Source organism: Lysobacter niastensis, assembly GCF_031457115.1.
Lineage (GTDB): Bacteria > Pseudomonadota > Gammaproteobacteria > Xanthomonadales > Xanthomonadaceae > Lysobacter_J > Lysobacter_J niastensis_A.
This window is the reverse complement of the sequence record NZ_JAVDVY010000001.1, coordinates 193,657-213,218: the sequence shown is the minus strand read 5'-3', so window position 1 is coordinate 213,218 and position 19,562 is coordinate 193,657. Positions and strand designations below refer to the sequence as shown.

Here is a 19,562-nt window from a genome sequence, read left to right as displayed (position 1 = left end):
ATACCGTGATGACCTAACGCAACCGTCCATGTACGGCATTCCGCATGCCGATGGACACAGGCCGCATGGCGGGCTTCCAGCGGTTAGCATCTAGGCACCCTCAGCTTGCCCGGGAGCCCGCTCATGATCCGCCCCGCCTTGATGCTGCTGACCTCGATCGTGCTGGCCCTGTTCCTGGCTGCCTGCTCCAGCAATTCGCAGCTGATCACCGGGACCGCGCGAGCGCCGATCGACCCGTCCCAGGTCCGCGTCTACTTCACTCCGCCGCCGGGCGGCTTCGAGGAGATCGCGCAGCTGGAGACGGCCAGCGGCTCCTTTACCTACGGCGAACAGAACAAGATGAACTCGGTGATTGCCAAGCTGCGCGAGGAGGCGGCCAAGCTGGGCGCCAACGGCGTGCTGTTCGTCGGCGCCGAGAACAGCTACGGCAACAGCAGCGTCGGCGTCGGTGCCGGCGGCGGCAACTACGGCGGCAGCGGCTTCAGCTCCGGCGGCATCGGCGTGAGCATCAGCCCGACCAAGAAGTTCGCGCGCGGCGTAGCGATCTACGTTCCCAACCCGCCCCCGGAAGCTCCTGCCCCGGCCATGCAGCCGACGCCTCAACCGCAGCCGACAAAGTAATCGCGCCCCTCAGGCGCGGCTGCGCGCCAGGCCGGCCTCGCCGGCCTGGCTGCGTCCGACGAACAAGCCCAGCAACGGGCCGGTCATCACCGTCGTCAGGATCGCCATCGCCAGCAGCATCGTGAACAACTGCGGGCCGATCAGACCGGCGTCGAGCCCGACCTTCAGCACGATCAACTCCATCAATCCGCGGGCGTTCATCAGCGCGCCGGTGGCGAGGCTGTCGCGCCAGCCGTTCCCGGCCAGGCGCGCGCCGGCGGCGCCGCCGACGATCTTGCCGGCCACGGCCGTCACCAGGATCAGCGCCAGCGCCGCCAGCCCCGCGCCGGAAAACGCATCGCCCGTGGTCTTCAGACCGGCCAGGGCAAAGAAGATCGGCATCAGCAGCACCACCGCGATGTGCTCCAGGCGCGCGGTCAGCGCGTGCAGCAGGCGGTCGTCGCGCGGCAGGCACGCACCAAACAGGAACGCGCCGAATACCGCATGCAGCTCCAGCCATTCGGTCAGCGCGGCGCAGGCGAGCATGCCGACCAGCAGCGCCGCCAGCACCATCGCCGAAGGCTCACCGTCCTGCGCGTGAGTGCGCAGCAACCAGGCGTAGACGGGCTTGAGCAGGCCGAATACCAGCGCTGCCAGGGCCAGCAAGCCCAGCGTGGCCTTGAGGAACGCGGCCGGCTGGTACCCCGCCGTGCCGTCTCCGGTGCCGACCAGGGCCACCACCAGCGCGAGCAGGATCCAGGTCGCCACGTCGGCGATCGCCGCCGAGCCCAGCGCCAGCTGGCCGACGCGCGAGCGCGTCATGTCGCGGTCCTTGAGGATGCGCGCCATTACCGGGAAGGCGGTGATCGACATCGCGGTGGCCAGGAACAGCGCGAACGGCCAGAAGCCGACGCCGGCTGGCGCCAGCCCCGGATAGAGCCACGGCGCCAGAGCCAGGCTCGCGCCGAACGGCAGCAGCACGCTGAGGGTACTGACCCAGCCGGCCGCGCGCAGCTGCGCGCGCACGCCATCGGGCGTGCGCAGTTCGGCGCCGACGACGAACATGAAAAGCACCAGGCCCAGCGTCGACAGCGACGTCAGGGCGCCGAGCGAAGATTCCGGAAACAGCGCGGCGTGCGCCTCCGGAAAGGCCGCACCGAACACGATCGGCCCGAGCACGATGCCCGCTGCCATCTCGCCGATCACCGGCGGTTGTCCGAAGCGACGCAGCAGCACGCCGCACAGGCGCGCCGCGACAAGGATGACGACAAGCTGCAACAACAATGGCGAATGCATCCAAGCCCCCTGGATTCCGCCGGCATCTTACCTGCGCAGCGCAGGGCAGTGCATGACTGCCGGTCCGCGATGCGACATGACGGGCACGCCGCGCCGGTGACTGCCGGCGCGGCGTGCAAAGCGACGTTACTTGGCCGCGACGTTCTTCTTCTGCGCCGGCACGAAGTCCTCGCGCACGGCCTTGGCCAGCAGGTCCGGGGGCAACATGCCCTGGTCGAGCAGGTAGTTGTTGAAGGCCAGGCGGTTGAACTTGTCGCCCAGCGCGATCTCCGTCTCCATGCGCAGCTCGAGGATGCGGCTGTAGCCGTAGAAGTAGCTGCCGGCCTGGCCCGGGGCGTTGAAGGTGTAGCGATCGAGCTCCTGCTTGGCCATCGCCTCCGACAAGCCGACCTTGTCGGTCAGGATGCGGCCGGCGCGCTCGCGGTCGATCATGCCCAGGTTGAGCATCGGGTCGAGCATCGCGCGGGCGGCACGCATCAGGCGGAACTGCAGCGCGATCAGCTGACCGTCGAGCGGCTCGTACGGCACCATCTCGGCCTCGGCGTACAGCGCCCAGCCTTCGACGTTGACCGAGTTGAACGCGAACATGCTGCGTGCCAGCGACACGCCGCGCTCGACCATCGCGGTGAACTGCAGCTCGTGGCCCGGGCGGCCCTCATGCGCCGACAGCGTCCAGCGCACGGCGTCGAAGTTGAAGTCGTCGTACGACAGCGCCTTGCCGTCCGGCGTGGGTACCGACACCGGCAGCACGAACTGGCCCTGCTGGCCGGTGTTGCCGATCAGCGGCGCCGGCAGGAAGTGCGGCGCCGGCTGCGCCGCCGACTCGGCCTCGCTGCCCAGGCGCATCACCATCGGCCGGTTCGGCACGTCGACGATGCCTTCCTTGCGGATGATCGGGTCGATCGCGTCGATCACAGTGCGATAGCGCGCCTCGAGCTGGTCGTTGGGCATGCTCTCGCCCTTCAGCGCGCGGATCACGGCGACGTAGTCGTTCGGATCGGCGGCCTTCAGGCCCTTGGCCTTCACCACCTGCGGCGCGAGCTGGCGCATCGCCGCACGCGTTTCCATGAATTCGACCTGGGCGCGTCGGATCAGCAGCTGCGGATCGATGTCAATGCCGTACTGCTTGAGCGAATTGGCGTACAGCTCGGGCGGCAGTCGGGTGTCCAGTCGCGCCTCGGGCAACACGGTGCCGCGGGCCCACTGGCCGTAGTCGCGCAGCTGCGTTTCCATCGCCGCGAGCGCGGCGTCGGCACCTTCGACCTTGTACTTGCCGAACAACTGCTTGATGCCGGCGATGTAGGTGTCGATGTTGCCCAGCGCCTGCTCCACTTCCAGCTTGGTCGGACGCAGCAGGGCCTTGTCGCCGGCGCGCTCGCTGTAGCGGGCCTTCGCCAGTTCGGTCATCGGCGTGGTACCAGGCGCCTGCCCGACGTAGGCCTTCAGGCGGTCCAGTGCCTTGGCACGGCGCGCGGCCGGGGTCTGGTCGGACAGCAGGCCCTGCAGGCCGGTGAACTCCAGCTGGCCGACATCGGTCCACGGCAACGTCAGGCGCTCGTTGAGCGCGCTGGTCTCGATGTTGTCGTCGGCGGCCCGGATCATGATTTCCAGGTCCTGGCGCACGTTCGGATCCCGCTCGGTGGCGAGCTTGGCCTGCAGGTCGGCCTTGGCCTTGGCGGTGGACTCGCGAAAGCGCTTGGCGTTGTCGGGCTTGAGGTCGGCGACGCGGTCGTCGTAGCCGGGGACGCCGAAGAACGACATCTGCTCCGGCGCGAATTCGGCCTGCGACTTGAGCAGGATCTGCGCGTAGTCGTTGCTCTTGGTGACCCAGGCCGGGCTGGCCGGCGCTGCAGTCGCCGTCTTGGCGGCAGGCGTGGCCGCCTGGAGGACTGCGGGCGCACCCGCGGCGAGGGTCAGGGCAACGGCGAGGGCAAGCGGCTTCATGTGGGTCCGGGCGGTGTGGGTCCGCCGTGAGCATGGCCGCTGCGTGGCGCGGGGGCTATCCGCCGAAGGTCACGGGGCGGGCGGCCCTCAACCAAACCCCTCTCCCGCAGGCGGGAGAGGGGTTTCGATTACTGCGCCGGCTTCAGACAGCGCGCGAGGAAATCCTCGGTCAAGCGCAGGCGATGCAGGTTGTCCGCGCCCTTGAGGCCGTGCTTCGCGCCCGGGTAGGTCATCAGTTCGAACGGCTGGCCGCGCTTCTGCAGCGCGCTCATCAGCGCGGTGGAGTTGGTGAACAGCACGTTGTCGTCGGCCATGCCGTGGATCAGCAGCAGCTTCGAGTCCAGGCCGTCGATGTGCTGCAGCACGCGGGCATCTCGATAGCCCTCGACGTTGCCGGCGGGCAGGCCCATGTAGCGCTCGGTGTAGTGCGTGTCGTACAGGCCCCAGTCGGTGACCGGCGCGCCGGCGACGCCGCAGGCGTACTGGTCGGAGGCCTTGGCCAGCAGCATCAGCGTCATGTAGCCGCCGTTGGACCAGCCGTACACGCCGATGCGCGAGCCATCGACCCACGGCTGCGACTTGAGCCACTCCACGCCCTTGAGCTGGTCGGCCACTTCGACCGTGCCCTGCTTGCCGTACAGCGCACCACCAAACGCCGCGCCGCGACGCGGCGTGCCGCGGTTGTCGATGGAGAACACGACGTAGCCGTGCTGCGCCAGGTACTGGTTGAGGTCCGGCGCCCAGGTGCGTTTGACCGTCTGCGAGGCAGGACCGCCGTAGACATTGACGACCACCGGATAGCGCTTGCGGGCATCGAAGCCGGCGGGCTTGATCAGGCTGTAGTGCAGCGTGGTCTTGCCGTCGGCGGCCATGACCGTGCCGAACTCGATCGGCTGCTGCGCGGCAGCGAACTTCGCGTAGGGATGCTGGGGATCCTTCAGGTCGTTGTTGACCAGCGAGGCGATCAGACTGCCATCGCTGCGGAACAGCTGCAGCTGTGGCGGCATGGTCGGATTGGACCAGTTGTCGACGAAGACGCTGGCATTGTTGGCGAAGCTGGCCGCATGCACGCCATCGGCCTTGGACAGGCGCTCGATGGCACCGCCAGTCAGGGACACGCGGTAGACCTGCGCATCCAGCGGCGAATCCTTGCCGGCAGCGAAGTAGACAACCCCCTTGTCCTCGTCGACCGCGAGCACGCCGTCGACCGGCCAGTCGCCCGAGGTCAGCGCCTTCGGGTTGCCGCCGTCCGGCGCCAGCAGGTACAGGTGTTCGTAGCCGCTGCGTTCGCTGTTCCACAGGATGCGGCCATCCTTGAGGAAGCGCAGGTCATTGTGCAGCGGCACCCAGGTCTTGCTGGTCTCGGTGACCAGCGTGCGCTGCTTGCCGGACGCCAACTCGGCCTCGACCAGTTCCAGCTTGTGCTGGTCGCGTGACTGTCGCTGGAAGGTCAGGTGCTTCGGGTCGCGCCAGTCGACGCGAGCCAGGTAGATGTCGGGGTTCTTTCCGAGGTCGACCCACGTCGGCTTGGCGTCGGCCTTGGGCGCTGCACCTTTCAAGGTGACAACGCCCAGCTGCACCAGCACGTTGTGGTCGCCGGCCGCGGGATAGCGTTGCTCGACGACTTCGGTGCGATCGGGATAGACCTCGTAGCGCTTCTGCACCGGCACCGGCGTTTCGTCGATGCGGGCGAAGGCGATGGCCGAATCGTCAGGCGCCCACCAGTAACCGGTATGGCGATCCATTTCCTCGTCGGCGACGAATTCGGCGACGCCGTTGCCGATCGTCGCGCTGCCGTCGCGGGTGAGCTGCACGCTCTTGCCGCTGGCCAGGTCGATCACCCACAGGTTGCGGTCGCGCACGAAGCTGACGAAGCCGCCCTTCGGCGACAACTTCGGATCGGTGGCGAAACCCTCGCCGTTGGTGAGCTTGCGCACCGCGGCCTTGCCGGTCTTCGTGAGGTCATACAGGTACAGCTCGCCGCCGAGTGGAAACAGCAGCGACCGGCTGTCCGGCGCCCACTGGTAGTCGACGATGCCACTCAGCGCGGCGATGCGCTGGCGCTCGCGGCGCGCCTTCTCGGCATCGCTGAGCACTTCCTCGCCCGGCAGGATGTCGTCGGCGTCGACCAGCAGCACGGTCTGGCCGCTGGCGATGTCGTAGGCCCACAGGTCCAGGCGGTTCTTGTTGCTTTCCTTGCCGCGCAGAAAGGTCACGCGACTGCCGTCGGGTGCGATCTTGGCCTTGGTCAGGCTGGGGCCGGACAGTGGCGCATCGCCGGCCAGCGCTTCGAGCGTGAGCTTCTGAGGCGCGGTGGTGGTGTTCTGGGCGATGGCGGGGACGGAAGCAATCGACATGGCGAGCAGGCAGGCCGCGACGGTGCGGCGAAGGGTCAGGGTTTTCATGCAGTGGACGACGGGGTTCCGAAGAGGATCTTGCGCATTTCAGGGGTCATTTCACGGTTGGCGCCGTACTGCTGCGCCAGCGCATAGGCACGCTGCACGGCCGGTCGCTCGGCGATGGCGGCATGCCAGCGGCGCACGTTCGCAAAAGGCGTGAGGTCCAGCGGCGCCTTGGAATAGGGATTGATCCATGGGTGCACGGCCATGTCGGCGATGCTGTAGTGGCCGGCGATGAACTCGCGGTCCTGCAGGCGCTTGTCGAGCACGCCAAGCAGCCGCAGCACTTCGCGCTTGTAGCGGTCCTGCGCGTACGGGATCGGCTCGGGTGCGTAGACGTGGAAGTGGCCGTACTGGCCGGTCATCGGGCCCAGCCCGCTCATCTGCCAGTGCAGCCACTGGTTGACCTCGACTCGGCCGCGCAGGTCGTCGGCGAAGAACTTGCCGGTCTTGTTGGCCAGGTAGAGCAGGATCGCGCCTGACTCGAACACGCTCAGCGGCAGTCCACCGTCGGCGGGCGCCTGGTCGACGATCGCCGGCATCTTGTTGTTGGGCGAGATCTCGAGGTACTCGGGGCGGAACTGGTCGCCGGCACCGATATCGACGGGATGGATGGTGTAGGCCAGGCCGGCCTCTTCGAGGAACAGGGTGATCTTGTGGCCGTTGGGGGTCGGCCAGTAATACAGGTCGATCATCAAAACGCGCCCGGCGGGGGTGGAAAGCCCAGTGTAAGCGGGGGGATGCGTTTTGAACCGTGCCGGTAATGCGCTGTCGCCGGCGGGCCGCTACCCTAGCCCGCCCGGATCACGTCCCAACGCCGCCGTATGTCACTAACGTCCGAACGCTCCCTCAATCCCCTGCCGTCCCTGATCTTCAGCTCGCGCTGGCTGCAGCTGCCTCTGTACCTCGGGCTGATCGTCGCCCAGGGCGTCTACGTGGTGCTGTTCCTGAAGGAGCTGTGGCACCTGTTCTCGCACGCGACCACGTTCGGCGAACAGCAGATCATGCTGGCCGTGCTCGGCCTGATCGACGTGGTGATGATCTCCAACCTGCTGGTGATGGTGATCGTCGGCGGCTACGAGACCTTCGTCTCGCGCCTGAACCTGGAAGGCCACCCGGACCAGCCGGAATGGCTGGGCCACGTCAACGCCAGCGTGCTCAAGGTCAAGCTGGCGATGGCGATCATCGGCATCTCCTCGATCCACCTGCTCAAGACCTTCATCGCCGTCGGCGCTCTCGGCGCAGGCCTGCCGGCCGACAGCACCCCGGGTGCTGCCTACACCGAGGCCGGCGTGATGTGGCAGACGATCATCCACTGCGTGTTCATCCTGTCGGCGATCGGCATCGCCTACACCGACCGCGTGATGACGCAGCAACTCAAGGCCAAGAACGGGCACTGATACACACGACACCGGTCAAGGCGTGCCCGTCTCGCGTGCGGGGCGGGTCCCCATGATGGCGCGGCGCAGCCTGGCCTCGCCGGCCTGCGGGGAGAACGTCAGCCCTTCCGGGCCGGCTTCGATGCCGAGCGTCCGATACGCACCGTCGAGCGAGGGGAACTCGCGCGAGTCGGCGTAGCGCTCGTACAGGCGACCGAATACCCCGTCGCCACCGACCCGATCCAGCTCGGCGATGAAGTCGCGGGGATCCGACTCGCCGGTGCCGCGCAGGCAGCATTGCGAGTAGCGCGAAAGCACGGCGTCGAGGCTGCTGCCCCCGCGACGCAGCGCCAGGTCGGCTTCCAGCCAGAAGGCGGCGCCGGCCCAATACACCCGCATCGTGCCGCGGTGGCGGCGGCTCAACTCGTCCAGCGGAAGGCCGCTGTCCTCGCGGCGGCCGCGTCCAAACCCGGCATCGAGCGCCTTCCAGGCATCGGCCTGCGTCATCAGCCCGACGCGCGCGCGCAGCACGTTCTGGTAGTAGCTCGCCAGGCCCTCGGCCAGCCAGCGGCCGTCGCTGCCCAGGTAGGGATGGAACAGGTGCGAGATCTCGTGCACCGCGGTCCAATCCCCTCGCAGTTCCTGCAAACCGGCGTTGGGTCGGGGGAACAGCAGCACTGACACGCCGTCGCGACGCAGCGTCTGGCCCCACGGCACCGGACTGGAATCGCGGCTGTCGCGCTGCTCGATGCGGACCGTGGCAGTGGGCAGCGGGAAGCGTCCGAACGCCGCCAAGGCGGCACCTGCGGCTTCCGCCGCCCAGTCCTGCAGCTCCCTGCTTCTGGCCGCAGTGGGCGGATCGACCACCTCGATGTTCAGGATGCTGTCCCCGGCCCGCAGCACGCGCGACGTTGGCCCGGCCGCCGGAATCGATCCCGCAGGTTCGGCCGCCGCCGCGACGCCGCAGGCGGTCAGGCACAACGCGATCAGCCAGCGAACGGACATGTCGATATTGAACGCCTGCATTCGCGGGAGGTTCCGTGAAGGCCACCGCTACAATAGCCAGCATGGATGTTTCCCACCTGCTCGACGCGCTGAATCCTGCTCAGCGCGAGGCCGTCAGCGCCCCGCCCGGTCATTATCTGGTTCTCGCTGGCGCCGGCTCCGGCAAAACCCGCGTGCTCACCCACCGCATCGCCTGGCTCAACGAGGTCCATGGCGTGCCGACCCACGGCATCCTCGCGGTGACCTTCACCAACAAGGCCGCCGGCGAGATGCGCTCGCGCGTGGACGGGCAGTTGCGCCACGGCGCGCGCGGCATGTGGATCGGCACCTTCCACGGCCTCGCCCATCGCCTGCTGCGCCTGCACTGGCAGGAGGCCAAGCTGCCGGAAGGCTTCCAGGTGCTCGATTCCGACGACCAGCTGCGCCTGGTCAAGCGCGTGGTGCAGGGGCTGGAGCTGGACGACACGCGCTTCCCGCCGCGCCAGATCGCCTGGTGGATCAACGCCCAGAAGGACGAAGGACGGCGCCCGCAGCACATCCAGCCCTCCAGCGGCGACCAGTGGTCGGAGGTCATGCACAAGGCGTACGAGGCCTACCAGGAACGCTGCGAACGCGCCGGCCTGGTCGATTTCGCCGAGCTGCTGCTGCGCGCGCACGAGCTGCTGCGCGACAACCCGGCGTTGCTGGCGCATTACCGCCACCGTTTCCGCGAGATCCTGGTCGACGAGTTCCAGGACACCAACGCCATCCAGTACGCGTTCGTGCGTGTGCTGGCCGGTGACAGCGGCCACGTGTTCGTGGTCGGCGACGACGACCAGTCGATCTACGGCTGGCGCGGCGCCAAGGTCGAGAACATGCAGCGCTTCCTGCGCGATTTTCCGGGCGCCAGCACGATCCGCCTGGAACAGAACTACCGCTCCAGCGCCAACATCCTCGACGCCGCCAACGCCGTCATCGCCCACAACCCGGACAGGCTGGGCAAGAAGCTGTGGACCGACACCGGCGTCGGAGAGCCGATCGACCTGTACGCGGCCTACAACGAGATGGACGAGGCGCGCTTCGTCGTCGAACGCCTGCGCCAGTGGGTGCGCGACGGCGGCAGCCACGGCGAAGTGTCCATCCTCTACCGCAGCAACGCGCAGTCGCGCGCCTTCGAAGAGGCGCTGCTGGCCGAGCAGGTGCCGTATCGCGTCTATGGCGGCCAGCGCTTCTTCGAGCGCGCCGAAATCAAGGACACCCTCGCCTACCTGCGCCTGATCGCCTCGCGCCTGGACGACGCCGCGTTCGAACGCGCGGTCAACACGCCGGCGCGCGGCATCGGGGAGCGCACGCTCGACGAGGTGCGTCGTCGCGCGCGCGCCGATGGTGTCGCGTTGTGGGAAGCCTCGCGCCGCATCGTCGCCGAAGGTGGCCTGGCGGCGCGCTCGCGCAATGCCGTGGCCGGCTTCCTCGCGTTGATCGACGACGTCGACAACGAAGTGCAGTCGATGACGTTGCCTGAGAAGATCGACCACGTGCTGATCCGCTCGGGCCTGCGCGAGCATTACTTCAACGAATCGCGGGGCCAGCTCGATTCGCGCGTCGACAACCTCGACGAACTGGTCTCGGTGGCGTCGCGCTTCACCCGCAGCGACGAGGAAGACGCCGCCGCGATGCCGGAGCTGGTGGCGTTCCTCAGCTATGCCGCACTGGAAGCCGGCGAAGGCCAGGCCCAGGCGGGCGAGGAAGGCGTGCAGCTGATGACGCTGCACAGCGCCAAAGGCCTGGAGTTTCCGCTTGTTTTTCTGGCGGGCATGGAGGAAGGCGTGTTCCCCAGCGGCAAGTCGACCGAGGAAGCAGGCCGGCTCGAAGAGGAACGCCGCCTGGCCTACGTCGGCATCACCCGCGCCCGGCAGAAACTGGTGCTGAGCTATGCCGAGACGCGTCGCATCCACGGCATGGACATGTACGGCGTGCCGTCGCGCTTCCTGCGCGAGATCCCGCCGTCACTGCTGCACGAGGTGCGGCCGAAGGTACAGGTGTCGCGGCCGATGTATTCCACACAATCGCGCCGCGACTACGGTCATGCCGCCATCGAGGTACCGGCGGTGAAGCTGGGTTCGCAGGTTCGCCACCCATCGTTCGGGCTCGGCACGGTCACCGATTACGAAGGCAGCGGCGCGCACGCGCGAGTGCAGATCAACTTCGACGATGCCGGCAGCAAGTGGCTGGTGCTCGCCTACGCCAACCTGCAGCCCGCCTAGCACCCCGCATAGGGAAACAAAATCACACCTGTCTGCGCAGTCAGCGAATGCGCGACCAGCCACGCTAGAATCCAGCGCCCGGACGCCCTTGGCGGCCGGCTGGGGCCAGGATGGCCCCGCGCACTCATCAATTGGCAGGCAGGGATGATCGATTTCACCGTGGCTGAATGGGCGGCTTGGGCGCCCGGACTTTCTCAACGCGATCACTGGCAGGCCTGGGCACTGGAGCCCACGCTGCCGCATGGCGAAGACACCCCCGCGCTGACCGAAGTGCCGGCCATGCAACGCCGTCGCATGGAGCGTCTCGGCCGCATGGCGGTTCAGGTCGCTTGCTGGTGCGCGCCAGCCACGGAAGCTTCCAACGGATCGATCCCGCTGGTATTCGCCTCGCGCCACGGCGACGTGCAGCGCTCGTTCGAGCTGCTGGACAACCTGGCGCGCAACGAGCCGATGTCGCCCACGCAGTTCGGCCTGTCCGTGCACAACGCGATCGCCGCGCTCTATTCGATCGTGCGTGGCGAGCGTGGCAACTACATCGCGCTGGCCGCCGGCCGGTCTACCGCAGAGGCGGCGATAGTCGAGGCCGCCGCACTGCTCGCCGACGGAGCGCCGGAAGTGCTGGTGGTGGTCTACGACGCGCAGCCGCCGCAGGTCTACGCCGGCTTCCTCGACGAGCCGGACCCGTTCTACGCCTGGAGCTGGCGCCTGCGCTCCGGCGGCGAGGGCGCGCGCATCAGCCTGACCAGCGCGCCGGCCGAGGCCGGTCCGGGTGCCACCGGGCTGCCGCACGGCCTGGATGTGCTTCGCTTCCTGCTGTCCGGCGACAGCGAGCTGAACCACCACGCCGACGGCATCGCCTGGACCTGGCGGCGCCGTGCCTGAGCGGCTCGACCACGCCTGGCGGGTCTTCGGGACCGGCATCAGCTTCCTCGCCTTCGGCGTGGGCGGGCTATTGCTGGGCATGCTGGTGTTCCCGGCGATCAACCTGCTGGTGCGCGACCCGGTCCGGCGCCGGCGCTGGGCACGCCGGCTGGTGCAGGTCAGCTTCGCCTCCCACATCGAGCTGATGCGTGTGCTCGGCGTGCTGACCTACGAGGTCCGGGGACGCGAGCGCCTGCAGCGCGAGGGCCTGTTGATCCTGGCCAACCACCCGACCCTGATCGACGTGGTGTTCCTGGTGTCCCTTCTCCCGAGCGCCGACTGCGTGGTCAAGTCGGCGCTGGCCCGCAATCCGTGCACCCGCGGCCCGGTGCGCGCGGCCGGCTACGTGTTCAACGACGACGGCGCCGGCCTGGTCGACGATTGCATCCGTGCCGTACATAACAAAGGCAACCTGGTGATCTTCCCCGAGGGCACCCGAACCCGGCGCGACGAGCCCACCCCCCTGCAGCGCGGCGCCGCCAACATCGCCGTGCGCGGCGGCCTCGACATCACCCCGGTACGCCTGAGCTGCGAGCCCATGACGCTGGGAAAAGGCGAGAAGTGGTATCGTGTCCCGGCGCGCCGGTTTCATGTGGTCGTCGACGTTCAGGAAGACATCGAGATTGCGCCGTTCCTCAACGGAGCGCAGGGCGAAGCCCTCGCCGCGCGCCAGCTGACTGATTATTTGACCGTTTATTTCCGCGGGGGGGGCCTGCGTGCAACCACTTGAGCTTGAGATCAAGGAATTGATCATCTCGGCACTGTCCCTCGAGGACATCGGCCCGAACGACATCGATGCGGCCGCGCCGTTGTTCGGCGAAGGCCTGGGCCTGGATTCGATCGATGCCCTGGAGTTGGGCCTGGCGCTGCAGAAGCGCTATGGCGTGACCTTGTCTGCGGATTCGCAGGAAACCCGGCAGCACTTTGCCAGCGTCAACGCGCTGGCGAATTTCGTCGCCGCACAGCGGTCCTGAGCGGCGCAGGAAGCACCATGACCAAGAACGAACTCTTCGAACGCATCAGCTCGATCCTTCACGACACTTTCGAGATCGATCGCAAGCGCATCATTCCGGAAGCGCAGCTGCATGGCGACCTGGACATCGACAGCATCGACGCGGTGGACCTGATCGTGCAGCTCAAGCCGCTGATGGGCGCACGGTTGCAACCGGACGCTTTCAAGTCTGTGCGCACCGTCCAGGACGTGGTGGACGTGCTGCACGGCTTGATCCGCGAAGCCGCCTGAGGCTTCGCCCGAAGTTCCGGCACTGCCCTGAGCCGCGCACGCGCCCTCGTCCTGCTCTCGCTATCGCTGGCCTACCCGCTGGCGGTCTACCTCATGCTCGGCCGATTCGAGCCGCGCTGGCTGGCGGTGCTGCTGTGCGCAATGGCGCTGCTGCGTGCCTTCGCCACGCGCGAGCGCATCTGGCTGTTCGCCGCCGCCGGCACGGCGTTGCTGGCGCTGTGGGCCACCGCATTCAATGCGTCGCTGCCGCTCAAGCTGTATCCCGCGCTGGTCAACGCGGCGATGCTGCTGCTGTTCGGCCTGAGCCTGCGCTTTCCGCCGTCCGCCGTGGAGCGCCTCGCGCGCCTGCAGGAGCCCGACCTGCCGCCTGAAGCGGTGGCCTACACGCGGCGCGTCACGCAGATGTGGTGCGGCTTCTTCATCCTCAATGGCGGCATCGCCGTCATCACCGCCCTGTGGAGCAGCGAGCGCGTGTGGGCGCTGTACAACGGCTTGATCGCCTACGTGCTGATGGGCACGTTGTTCGCCGGCGAGTGGCTGGTCAGGGAGCGGGTGAAGGCGCGCCGTCATGGCTGATTGGATCGCGCTGGACCGTATCGCCACGCGTCCCCTGCCCGGTCGCGCCGTCGCGCTCACCGACGGGCACGTTCTGGATCACGCCGCCTTCCGCGACCGCGTCGAAGCGTGGCGCCATGCCTTCGCCGCCCGCGTCGGCCAGCGCTGGGCGCTGTATTTCGACGATACGGTCGCCTTCGCGGCGGCGCTCTACGGCGCCTGGCACGCCGGCAAGACGGTGTACCTGTGCGGCGACAACCTGCCGGAGACGGTGTCCCGGCTGCGCGGCGAAGTCGACGGCTTTGCCGGCGACGGCTTCAGCGGCGACGACGTGGTCACCACCGCGTCGGACATGCCGTGCAGGCGCGAAACGTGGACGCCGCTGGACGAGGACACCACGCGCCTGGTCGTTTTCACCTCCGGTTCCACCGGCGAAGCCACCGCCCTCGACAAGCGCCTGTCGCAACTGGCGCGCGAGGTCGAGGCTTTGCAGTCGACTTTCGGCGCCGCGCTGGGCGATGCGGTCGTGCACGGCACGGTGTCGCACCAGCACATCTACGGCCTGTTGTTCCGTGTGCTGTGGCCGCTGGCATCGGGACGCGCGATCGCGCCACGTGTGTTCTTCCACGAAGAGATCGTCGCCGCGCTCGATCGCCCCGCGTTGCTGGTCAGCAGTCCTGCCCACCTCAAGCGCATGCCCGATTCGCTGGACTGGTCGAATGCGCGCATGCAACTGCGTGCGGTGTTCAGTTCCGGCGGTGCGCTGCCGCAGGACGCGGCGACGGCGGCCAGCCGGCTGCTCGGCGCGGCACCGACCGAAATCTACGGCAGCAGCGAAACCGGCGGCATCGCGTGGCGGCAGTGGCATGACGACGCGCCGGTCTGGCGCGCGATGCCGGGCGTGGACTGGCGGATCGTCGACGACCACCTCGAGATCTCCTCGCCGCACCTGCCGACCCGGCAATGGTGGCGCAGCGAAGACCGCGCCGAATCCGACGGCCGCAACGGGTTCCGTCTCAATGGCCGCGCCGACCGCATCGTCAAGATCGAGGAGCGGCGCGTGTCGCTCGGCGCGCTGGAGCGTCAACTCCTGGCGTTGCCGGAAGTCGCGGAAGCGCGCGTGCTGGTGCTGCCGGAGACGCGCACGCAACTGGCGGCCGTCATCGTCCCCAGCCCCGCCGGCGCGGCGCAACTCGCCGCCGACGGCCGGCGCGCCTTTGCTCGTGTGCTGCACGACGCACTCGCCTCGGCGCAGGATGCCGTCGCACGTCCGCGCCGCTGGCGCTTCGTCGATGCGCTGCCGATGAACGCGCAGGGCAAGGTTCGCGAAGCCGACCTTCGCGCGCTGTTCCGTCCCGAGCGGCCGCAGCCCCACTGGCTGTCGCACGAGGAGGCCAAGGCCGATCTGGAGATCGTGCTCGATCCCGAACTGGCGGTGTTCGACGGCCACTTCCCGCAGATTGCGATCCTGCCGGGCGTTGCGCAGCTGGACTGGGCGGTGCGTTGGGGTCGCGAGGCCTTCGCCATGCCGCCGCGCTTCCTGCGGATGGAGAACCTGAAGTTCCAGCGGGTGCTGCGCCCTGGTACGCGCGTGCGCCTGCACCTGGAATGGCAGCAGGCCAAGTCCGCCCTGGTCTTTCGCTACCAATCCGAGCACGGCGCGCACGCCAGCGGCCGCGTGATCTTCGGCGAGGAAGCGGCATGAACGCCGTCGCGCCCGCGTTCCGCCCGCTGGTGGTGATTCCGGTCTACGACCACGAGCATGCGATCGGCGCGATGGTCGACGGCGTGTTGGCCGTGGGCCAGTCCTGCCTGTTGGTCGACGACGGCTCGCGCGAGTCGTGCGCGGCCGAACTGCGTCGGCAGGCCGCGCGCGAGGGCGTGCGCCTGCTGCGCCTGGAAAAAAATCGCGGCAAGGGCGGTGCGATGCTGGCCGGTTTCCGCGAGGCCGCGCGCCTGGGCGCCAGCCACGTGCTGCAGATCGATGCCGACGGCCAGCACGACGCGACCGACATCCCGCGCTTCCTTCAAGCCGCGCAGGCGGCTCCCGATTCGGTCATCAACGGCGCGCCGGTCTACGACGCCAGCGTGCCCAAGGGCCGTCTGTACGGCCGCTACCTCACGCACGTGTGGGTGTGGATCAACACGCTGTCGTTCGCGATCCGCGATTCGATGTGCGGCTTCCGCGTTTACCCGCTCGAGCCGGTGCTCAAGCTGATCGACGAGGAATTCGTCGGCCAGCGCATGGACTTCGATCCGGAGATCGTCGTGCGCCTGCACTGGCGCGGCGTCGGCATCGAGAATCTGGCCACGCCTGTGCGCTACCCCAGCGACGGCGTCTCGCACTTCGACGTATGGCGTGACAACGTGCGCATCAGTCGCATGCACACGCGACTGTTCTTCGGCATGTTGCGGCGATTGCCGCGCCTTGCCTGGCGGGCGCTGAGATGACGCAGGCGAGCGGCCAGCACTGGGCGCAGATCGGCGAGTCGACTTCGGTCGGCGGCATCGCCTTCCTGTGCGCGATCGACCGCTGGCTGGGCCGCGCGCCGTTCCGCCTGTGCCTGTACCCGGTCGTGCTGGTGCACTGGCTGCTCAACCGCACCGCGCGCCGCGCCTCGCTCGAATACCTGTCTCGTCTGCAGGCCCGGCATCGCGTGTTCGACGCGCCGCCCGGATTGCGCCAGAGCCTGCGCCATTTCGCGAGCTTCGCCGAAACGCTGCTCGACAAGCTGCTGGCCACCGGCGGGCGCTATCCGTCGGGCAAGGTGCGCATGCAACGCGAGGTCATGCTGCAGCAGATCGCCAGCGGTCAGGGCGGCGTGATCGTCACCGCGCACATCGGCTGCCTGGAGCTGTGCCAGGCGCTGGCCGACGACGTCCCCGGATTCCGCCTGACCGCGCTGGTGCACACCGCCCACGCGGAGGATTTCAACCGCCTGCTCCGGCGCCTCAATCCGGATTGCCGGGTCGAGCTGCTGCAGGTCACCCAGCTCGATGCGGCCATGGCGATGGAGCTGGGACGCCGCGTCGCGGCCGGCGAGTTCGTCGCCATTGCCGGCGACCGCGTGCCGGTGAGCAGCGCGCGCAGCGTCCGCGCCGAATTCCTCGGACGGCCCGCCGCGTTCCCGATCGGCCCGTACGTGCTGGCTTCGGCGATCGGCTGTCCGATGTTCGCGATGGCCTGCACCCATGAAGGCGACGGCTACCGCATCGGCTTCGAGCAGTTCAGCGAGCGTGTGGTGCTGCCCCGCAATGCTCGCGATGCCGCGCTGTCGGAACAGGCCGCCCGGTTCGCCCAATGGTTGGAGGAGCAGGTTCGCCACGCTCCTTTCGACTGGTTCAATTTTTTCCCGTTCTGGGACCAGGATTCACATGACGCTTCCCCTCGTTGAAACCGCGCCGTTGTCGTTCGGCGACGGCCCCCTGAACATCGAGGACGTGACCGCGCTGGCGCGTCGCGAACGCGGCGCGATGCTGTCCGCCGACCCCGCGTTCCGCGCCCGCATCGCGCGCGGCACCGAGTTCCTCGACCGGCTGCTGCGCGAGGACGGCGTGGTCTATGGCGTGACCACCGGTTACGGCGATTCGTGCACGGTGGTCATTCCGCCGGAGCTGTTGTCGGAGTTGCCGCACCACCTGTTTGCCTACCACGGCTGCGGCCTCGGCCGCTTCCTCGACGAAACCGAGACTCGCGCGGTGCTGGCCACGCGCCTGGCTTCGCTGTCGCGCGGCATGTCCGGCGTCAGCCTGCCGCTGCTCGAGGGCCTGGTCGCGCTGTTGCAGCACGACATCCTGCCGCTGATCCCGGCCGAAGGCTCGGTCGGCGCCAGCGGCGACCTGACGCCGCTGTCGTACGTCGCCGCCGTGCTGTGTGGCGAGCGCGAGGTCATGTACCACGGCCGCCGCCGCCCCGCCGCCGAGGCGCTGGCCGAAGCCGGCATCACGCCGTTGCGGCTGCGCCCCAAGGAAGGCCTGGCGATCATGAACGGCACCGCGGTGATGACCGCGCTGGCGTGCCTGGCCTACGAACGCGCCGAGTACCTGGGCCGGCTGGCCACGCGCCTGACCGCGCTCAACGTCGTCGCGAGCGCCGGCAACGCCCATCATTTCGATGAAGTGCTGTTCGCCGCCAAGCCGCATCCGGGCCAGATGCGCGTGGCCGCGCGCCTGCGCGCCGACCTGCACAGCGACCGTCCGTCGCGCAACGAGCAGCGGCTGCAGGACCGTTACTCGCTGCGCTGCGCGCCACACGTGATCGGCGTGCTGGAAGATGCTCTGCCGTTCCTGCGCCAGTTCATCGAGAACGAACTCAACAGCGCCAACGACAATCCACTGGTCGATCCCGACCGCGAGCAGATCCTGCACGGCGGCCACTTCTACGGCGGCCACATCGCCTTCGCGATGGACAGCCTGAAAAATGCGGTCGCCAACCTGGCCGACCTGCTCGACCGCCAGCTGGCGCTGCTGGTGGACACGCGCTTCAACCACGGCCTGCCGTCCAACCTGTCTGGCGCCAGCGGTCCGCGCGCGGCAATCAACCATGGCTTGAAGGCACTGCAGATCAGCGTGTCGGCGTGGACCGCCGAAGCGCTGAAGCTGACCATGCCGGCCTCGGTGTTCTCGCGTTCGACCGAGTGCCACAACCAGGACAAGGTCAGCATGGGCACGATCGCCGCGCGCGACTGCCTGCGCGTGATCGAGCTGACCGAGCAGGTTGTCGCGGCGATGCTGATCGCGGCGCGCCAGGGCGTGGCGCTGCGCGGCCGGATCGCGCCGGAGACGAAGGTCGAAGGTGAACCGGCGGCGATGCTCGCCGACCTGGACGAGCGCATCGCGCTGGTCGAGGAGGACCGCGCGCTGGACCACGATCTGCGCTCGCTGCTGGACGATGTGCGCGTGCGCCGCTGGAGCCTGTATGCGCAGTGAGCTGTCCATCGAGATCGATCTGGCGCCGGCGTTCCACGACTGCGACCCGATGAACGTGGTCTGGCACGGCCACTACTTCAAGTATTTCGAACTCGCGCGCTGCGCCCTGCTGCAGCGCCATGACTACGACTACCCGCAGATGCAGGCCTCGGGCTATCTGTTCCCGGTGGTCGACGCGCGCGTGAAGTACGTCCGTCCGCTGCGCTTCGCCCAGCCGCTGAAGGTGCAGGCGACCATCACCGAGTGGGAGAACCGCCTGAAGCTGGAATACGTCATTCGCGACGCCGCCAGCGGCGAGGTGCTGACCCGCGCCCACACCATCCAGGTCGCGATCGGCGCGGAATCGGGCGAAATGCTCTACGTCTGCCCGCCGGTGCTGTGGGAACGCCTGGGAGTACCGGCGCCATGATCCGCGCGGCTTGCGGTGGGCTGCGCACGATCGCATTGGCGGCGCTGCTGCTTCCCGGCGCGGCGTCCGCTCAGGCGCGTTCCGGCGACGGCTTGTCTGCGGTGCAGCAGCGCGTGGCGCAGGTATCGGTTCTGCGTGGCGAGTTCACCCAGGAAAAGCGTATCGAGGGCTTCAAGAACCCGCTGCGCTCGCAGGGACGCTTCCTGCTGGCGCGCGACAAGGGCGTGGTCTGGACCACCCTGAAGCCGTTCCCGTCCGAGGTCGTGCTGACCCGCGATCGCATCCTCAGCCGCCAGCGCGACGGCAGCACCCGCGTCGAGCTGGACGCGCGCCAGCAGCCCGCGCTGCGTGCGGTCAACGAGATGATGTTCGCGTTGATGAGCGGCGACGTGAAGGCGTTGACCGGTCGTTTCGAAGCGCAGCCGCAGCTGCTGCCGAACAACGGCTGGAAGCTGGTGCTCAAGCCCAAACCCGGTGCGGTCGCGCAGGCGTTCAACTCGATCACGCTGGAAGGCGACCGCTACGTGCGCCGCGTCGGCATCGATGAGCGCAATGGCGACACGACGCAGCTGCAGTTCTCCGGCATGACGGAAACGCCGGCCAGGCTCACCGCGGACGAGGTCCACCGGTTTGACTGAC

At 68.3% G+C, this 19,562-nt stretch carries 19 protein-coding genes; 14 read left to right on the top strand and 5 right to left on the bottom strand.

Translation table 11 applies throughout. The features are described from left to right. The first annotated feature begins 123 nt into the window (after positions 1–123). Positions 124–621 (top strand): hypothetical protein, encoded by a 498-nt coding sequence (locus J2X06_RS01035; protein ID WP_310057129.1) that lies wholly within the window; start codon positions 124–126, stop codon positions 619–621. Positions 622–630: 9 nt separating this feature from the next. Here J2X06_RS01035 and J2X06_RS01030 read toward each other — a convergent pair whose 3' ends face one another. The 4 genes from J2X06_RS01030 to J2X06_RS01015 form a co-directional block, all read right to left on the bottom strand. Next, entirely contained in the window at positions 631–1,896 is a 1,266-nt protein-coding gene (locus J2X06_RS01030) for a cation:proton antiporter (protein WP_310057127.1), read from the bottom strand. A 126-nt stretch (positions 1,897–2,022) separates the two neighbouring features. Next, complete coding sequence (locus tag J2X06_RS01025) at positions 2,023–3,840, bottom strand: DUF885 domain-containing protein (protein WP_310057124.1); 1,818 nt, start codon at positions 3,838–3,840, stop codon at positions 2,023–2,025. 128 nt (positions 3,841–3,968) lie between these two features. Continuing rightward, entirely contained in the window at positions 3,969–6,197 is a 2,229-nt protein-coding gene (locus J2X06_RS01020) for a S9 family peptidase (protein WP_310061124.1), read from the bottom strand. Between the two features lie 44 nt (positions 6,198–6,241). Beyond that, a complete protein-coding gene (locus J2X06_RS01015; RefSeq protein WP_310057121.1) occupies positions 6,242–6,934 on the bottom strand; it encodes a glutathione S-transferase N-terminal domain-containing protein in 693 nt (230 codons plus the stop codon). A 129-nt stretch (positions 6,935–7,063) separates the two neighbouring features. On the opposite strand from J2X06_RS01015, the gene J2X06_RS01010 reads away from it, so the two are divergent. Beyond that, complete coding sequence (locus tag J2X06_RS01010; protein WP_310057119.1) at positions 7,064–7,639, top strand: TIGR00645 family protein; 576 nt, start codon at positions 7,064–7,066, stop codon at positions 7,637–7,639. Between the two features lie 15 nt (positions 7,640–7,654). Here J2X06_RS01010 and J2X06_RS01005 read toward each other — a convergent pair whose 3' ends face one another. Then, complete coding sequence (locus J2X06_RS01005) at positions 7,655–8,623, bottom strand: hypothetical protein (protein WP_310057117.1); 969 nt, start codon at positions 8,621–8,623, stop codon at positions 7,655–7,657. Between the two features lie 62 nt (positions 8,624–8,685). Between J2X06_RS01005 and uvrD the strand changes: the two genes are divergently transcribed. From uvrD to J2X06_RS00945, 12 genes are all read left to right on the top strand, one after another. Continuing rightward, a complete protein-coding gene (uvrD, locus tag J2X06_RS01000; RefSeq protein ID WP_310057115.1) occupies positions 8,686–10,866 on the top strand; it encodes a DNA helicase II in 2,181 nt (726 codons plus the stop codon). Positions 10,867–11,010: 144 nt separating this feature from the next. Then, entirely contained in the window at positions 11,011–11,748 is a 738-nt protein-coding gene (locus J2X06_RS00995; RefSeq protein ID WP_310057112.1) for a beta-ketoacyl synthase chain length factor, read from the top strand. Further along, positions 11,741–12,517 carry a lysophospholipid acyltransferase family protein gene (locus J2X06_RS00990; protein WP_310057109.1) on the top strand — a complete coding sequence of 259 codons (777 nt, stop codon included), beginning with the start codon at positions 11,741–11,743 and terminating at the stop codon, positions 12,515–12,517. The genes J2X06_RS00995 and J2X06_RS00990 overlap by 8 nt, the downstream gene beginning before the upstream one ends. After that, the gene (locus J2X06_RS00985) at positions 12,504–12,761 is read left to right on the top strand and encodes a phosphopantetheine-binding protein (RefSeq protein WP_310057107.1); all 258 of its coding nucleotides are present in this window, start codon (positions 12,504–12,506) and stop codon (positions 12,759–12,761) included. Before J2X06_RS00990 ends, J2X06_RS00985 begins: the two co-directional genes overlap by 14 nt. 17 nt (positions 12,762–12,778) lie before the next feature. Further along, the gene (locus J2X06_RS00980) at positions 12,779–13,030 is read left to right on the top strand and encodes an acyl carrier protein (protein WP_310057106.1); all 252 of its coding nucleotides are present in this window, start codon (positions 12,779–12,781) and stop codon (positions 13,028–13,030) included. Between the two features lie 93 nt (positions 13,031–13,123). Further along, on the top strand, positions 13,124–13,606 hold the full coding sequence (locus J2X06_RS00975; protein WP_310057103.1) for a hypothetical protein: 483 nt from the start codon (positions 13,124–13,126) through the stop codon (positions 13,604–13,606). Further along, a complete protein-coding gene (locus J2X06_RS00970) occupies positions 13,599–15,290 on the top strand; it encodes an AMP-binding protein (protein WP_310057101.1) in 1,692 nt (563 codons plus the stop codon). The genes J2X06_RS00975 and J2X06_RS00970 overlap by 8 nt, the downstream gene beginning before the upstream one ends. Further along, a complete protein-coding gene (locus tag J2X06_RS00965; RefSeq protein ID WP_310057099.1) occupies positions 15,287–16,036 on the top strand; it encodes a glycosyltransferase family 2 protein in 750 nt (249 codons plus the stop codon). Before J2X06_RS00970 ends, J2X06_RS00965 begins: the two co-directional genes overlap by 4 nt. Next, positions 16,033–16,980, top strand: coding sequence for an acyltransferase (locus J2X06_RS00960; RefSeq protein WP_310057096.1), 948 nt, complete (start codon positions 16,033–16,035; stop codon positions 16,978–16,980). The genes J2X06_RS00965 and J2X06_RS00960 overlap by 4 nt, the downstream gene beginning before the upstream one ends. Continuing rightward, positions 16,961–18,514, top strand: coding sequence for an HAL/PAL/TAL family ammonia-lyase (locus J2X06_RS00955; protein WP_310057094.1), 1,554 nt, complete (start codon positions 16,961–16,963; stop codon positions 18,512–18,514). The genes J2X06_RS00960 and J2X06_RS00955 overlap by 20 nt, the downstream gene beginning before the upstream one ends. After that, entirely contained in the window at positions 18,504–18,923 is a 420-nt protein-coding gene (locus tag J2X06_RS00950; protein WP_310057093.1) for an acyl-CoA thioesterase, read from the top strand. The genes J2X06_RS00955 and J2X06_RS00950 overlap by 11 nt, the downstream gene beginning before the upstream one ends. Beyond that, positions 18,920–19,561, top strand: coding sequence for an outer membrane lipoprotein carrier protein LolA (locus tag J2X06_RS00945; RefSeq protein ID WP_310057090.1), 642 nt, complete (start codon positions 18,920–18,922; stop codon positions 19,559–19,561). Before J2X06_RS00950 ends, J2X06_RS00945 begins: the two co-directional genes overlap by 4 nt. Position 19,562 lies beyond the last annotated feature (1 nt).

Excerpts from the sequence above, each read along its gene's own strand:
- J2X06_RS00965 (WP_310057099.1), top strand. The coding sequence starts at position 15,287 with ATGAACGCCGTCGCGCCCGCGTTCCGCCCGCTGGTGGTGATTCCGGTC.
- J2X06_RS00950 (WP_310057093.1), top strand. The coding sequence starts at position 18,504 with ATGCGCAGTGAGCTGTCCATCGAGATCGATCTGGCGCCGGCGTTCCAC.
- uvrD (WP_310057115.1), top strand. The coding sequence starts at position 8,686 with ATGGATGTTTCCCACCTGCTCGACGCGCTGAATCCTGCTCAGCGCGAG.
- J2X06_RS00995 (WP_310057112.1), top strand. The coding sequence starts at position 11,011 with ATGATCGATTTCACCGTGGCTGAATGGGCGGCTTGGGCGCCCGGACTT.
- J2X06_RS01020 (WP_310061124.1), bottom strand. The coding sequence starts at position 6,197 with ATGTCGATTGCTTCCGTCCCCGCCATCGCCCAGAACACCACCACCGCG.
- J2X06_RS01005 (WP_310057117.1), bottom strand. The coding sequence starts at position 8,623 with ATGTCCGTTCGCTGGCTGATCGCGTTGTGCCTGACCGCCTGCGGCGTC.
- J2X06_RS01015 (WP_310057121.1), bottom strand. The coding sequence starts at position 6,934 with ATGATCGACCTGTATTACTGGCCGACCCCCAACGGCCACAAGATCACC.
- J2X06_RS01030 (WP_310057127.1), bottom strand. The coding sequence starts at position 1,896 with ATGCATTCGCCATTGTTGTTGCAGCTTGTCGTCATCCTTGTCGCGGCG.
- J2X06_RS01025 (WP_310057124.1), bottom strand. The coding sequence starts at position 3,840 with ATGAAGCCGCTTGCCCTCGCCGTTGCCCTGACCCTCGCCGCGGGTGCG.
- J2X06_RS01035 (WP_310057129.1), top strand. The coding sequence starts at position 124 with ATGATCCGCCCCGCCTTGATGCTGCTGACCTCGATCGTGCTGGCCCTG.
- J2X06_RS00960 (WP_310057096.1), top strand. The coding sequence starts at position 16,033 with ATGACGCAGGCGAGCGGCCAGCACTGGGCGCAGATCGGCGAGTCGACT.
- J2X06_RS00970 (WP_310057101.1), top strand. The coding sequence starts at position 13,599 with ATGGCTGATTGGATCGCGCTGGACCGTATCGCCACGCGTCCCCTGCCC.
- J2X06_RS00975 (WP_310057103.1), top strand. The coding sequence starts at position 13,124 with ATGCTCGGCCGATTCGAGCCGCGCTGGCTGGCGGTGCTGCTGTGCGCA.
- J2X06_RS01010 (WP_310057119.1), top strand. The coding sequence starts at position 7,064 with ATGTCACTAACGTCCGAACGCTCCCTCAATCCCCTGCCGTCCCTGATC.
- J2X06_RS00980 (WP_310057106.1), top strand. The coding sequence starts at position 12,779 with ATGACCAAGAACGAACTCTTCGAACGCATCAGCTCGATCCTTCACGAC.
- J2X06_RS00955 (WP_310057094.1), top strand. The coding sequence starts at position 16,961 with ATGACGCTTCCCCTCGTTGAAACCGCGCCGTTGTCGTTCGGCGACGGC.
- J2X06_RS00945 (WP_310057090.1), top strand. The coding sequence starts at position 18,920 with ATGATCCGCGCGGCTTGCGGTGGGCTGCGCACGATCGCATTGGCGGCG.